Here is a 585-nt window from a genome sequence, read left to right on the forward strand (position 1 = left end):
AGTGAACATGGCGCAGTCTGCCAAAACTTCCCCGCACATTCGAGAGCAACTTGTTCGCCGTTATCTCAATGGCGAACCGGTCAGCCGACTGGCCCGCCAGTTCGGTTTGTCTGAAAGTTGGATATATCGACTGCTGCGGGCGTTCAAAAGCCGAGGTGATGAGGCCTTTGCGATAGGGTCATCACGACCGCGACAAAGTCCCAACGCTCTGGCTCTTGGCACCTGCTTCTCAATCCAGGTTCTGGCGGCGGGAGGTTGGCCGCAATGGCGTATCGCCGAAGTGCTTAACGTCTCTGAAGCTACCGTATCTCGGGTACTTGTCAGGATGCTCGGCAAACGCTGGAAGTCTCGACGAGAGCCGGTACTGAGATATGAACATGATGAGCCGGGTTCCTTGGTACACCTGGATATCAAGCGAGTGGCGCAGTTCGATGAACCGGGCTGGCGGGTCACAGGCGACCGCAGCATCAAGACCAAAGGTGCCGGCCATCAGTATGTGCATGTGTGCGTCGATGACCACTCACGGGTTGCTCATGCTGAACAGTTGGAAGACCAGAGAGGCCTGACTGCGGCAGGCTTCATGAA

Annotated in this window: 1 protein-coding gene; it reads left to right on the forward strand. The window is 56.6% G+C overall.

Going from position 1 to position 585, the window contains the following annotated elements:
* Nucleotides 1-585, forward strand: a 585-nt coding sequence (locus tag ABD997_RS12080; RefSeq protein ID WP_345317283.1) for a helix-turn-helix domain-containing protein, incomplete at both ends; no start/stop codon positions are given.

The sequence above is a fragment of the Ferrimonas gelatinilytica genome (assembly GCF_039544205.1).
GTDB lineage: Bacteria > Pseudomonadota > Gammaproteobacteria > Enterobacterales > Shewanellaceae > Ferrimonas > Ferrimonas gelatinilytica.